The sequence below is a fragment of the Micrococcus sp. ACRRV genome (genome assembly GCF_022346985.1).
GTDB classification, from domain to species: domain Bacteria; phylum Actinomycetota; class Actinomycetes; order Actinomycetales; family Micrococcaceae; genus Micrococcus; species Micrococcus porci.
The window spans coordinates 1-758 of the sequence record NZ_JAKRNH010000219.1 but is presented as its reverse complement, the minus strand read 5'-3'; the positions used below and the strand labels follow the sequence as shown (position 1 = coordinate 758).

General features: G+C 82.7%; 1 pseudogene. It reads right to left on the bottom strand.

The features are described 5' to 3' along the window. A pseudogene (locus MHY29_RS12195) lies at window positions 1-758 on the bottom strand (hypothetical protein); the annotation flags it as partial.

Here is a 758-nt window from a genome sequence, read left to right as displayed (position 1 = left end):
GGCCGGGCTCGGGCGCACCGGGTGCTCGGGGGCGGAGGCGGCGGCCTGCGGGTCCTCCTCGGGCTCGGCCTCACGGTCCGCGGCGGGCTCGGCGGCGTCCTGCCCGCCGCGCACGGGCTCGCCGTGGGCGGCCGCGCGCGCCGCGGCGCCGGGGCCCTGTGCGTCCGGGGCCGCGGCGTCCGAGGCGGCCGTCGAGTCGAACCCGGCGGGGCGGGTGCCGCCGAACCGGGCGGCGAACTCGGCGCGCAGCTGCGCCTCGGGCTTCGCGAACACCGGGATGGTGAGCTCCTCCTCGCGCACGAGGGGGCCGGGGTCGTAGGCGCGACGCGCGGTCTCCGGGTCCTCCGGGACCGCCTCGGCGGGGGCCGCGGGCGACGGCGCGCCCTGCGCGGCCGCGTCCGGTGCCGTGCCCTGCGTGCCCGCCTCCGGGCCCTGCGGCGCGGGGGACTCGACCGGATCCTGCGGGCGCGGGGCGCCCCAGTCCTGCGGGGTGGGCACCGCACCGCCCCACGCTTCGGGCGCGGAGGTCGGTGCCGAGCCGGCGGAGCCGTGGACGGCGTCGTCGCCGGCCCCGGGGGTCCAGCCCTCGGGGCCGGGGGAGTCCTCCATGTCCGCGTCCGGGTCGAACTCGGGCAGGGAGTCCCACGGGTCCTCGGGCGGCGGCGGGGCGTCGTCCCAGGCGGGCGGCTCCTCGTCGACGTGACCCCAGCCGTCCGACGGCGGTGCGGCCGGGGGCGTGGTGTCCGCCGGGCCCGGGC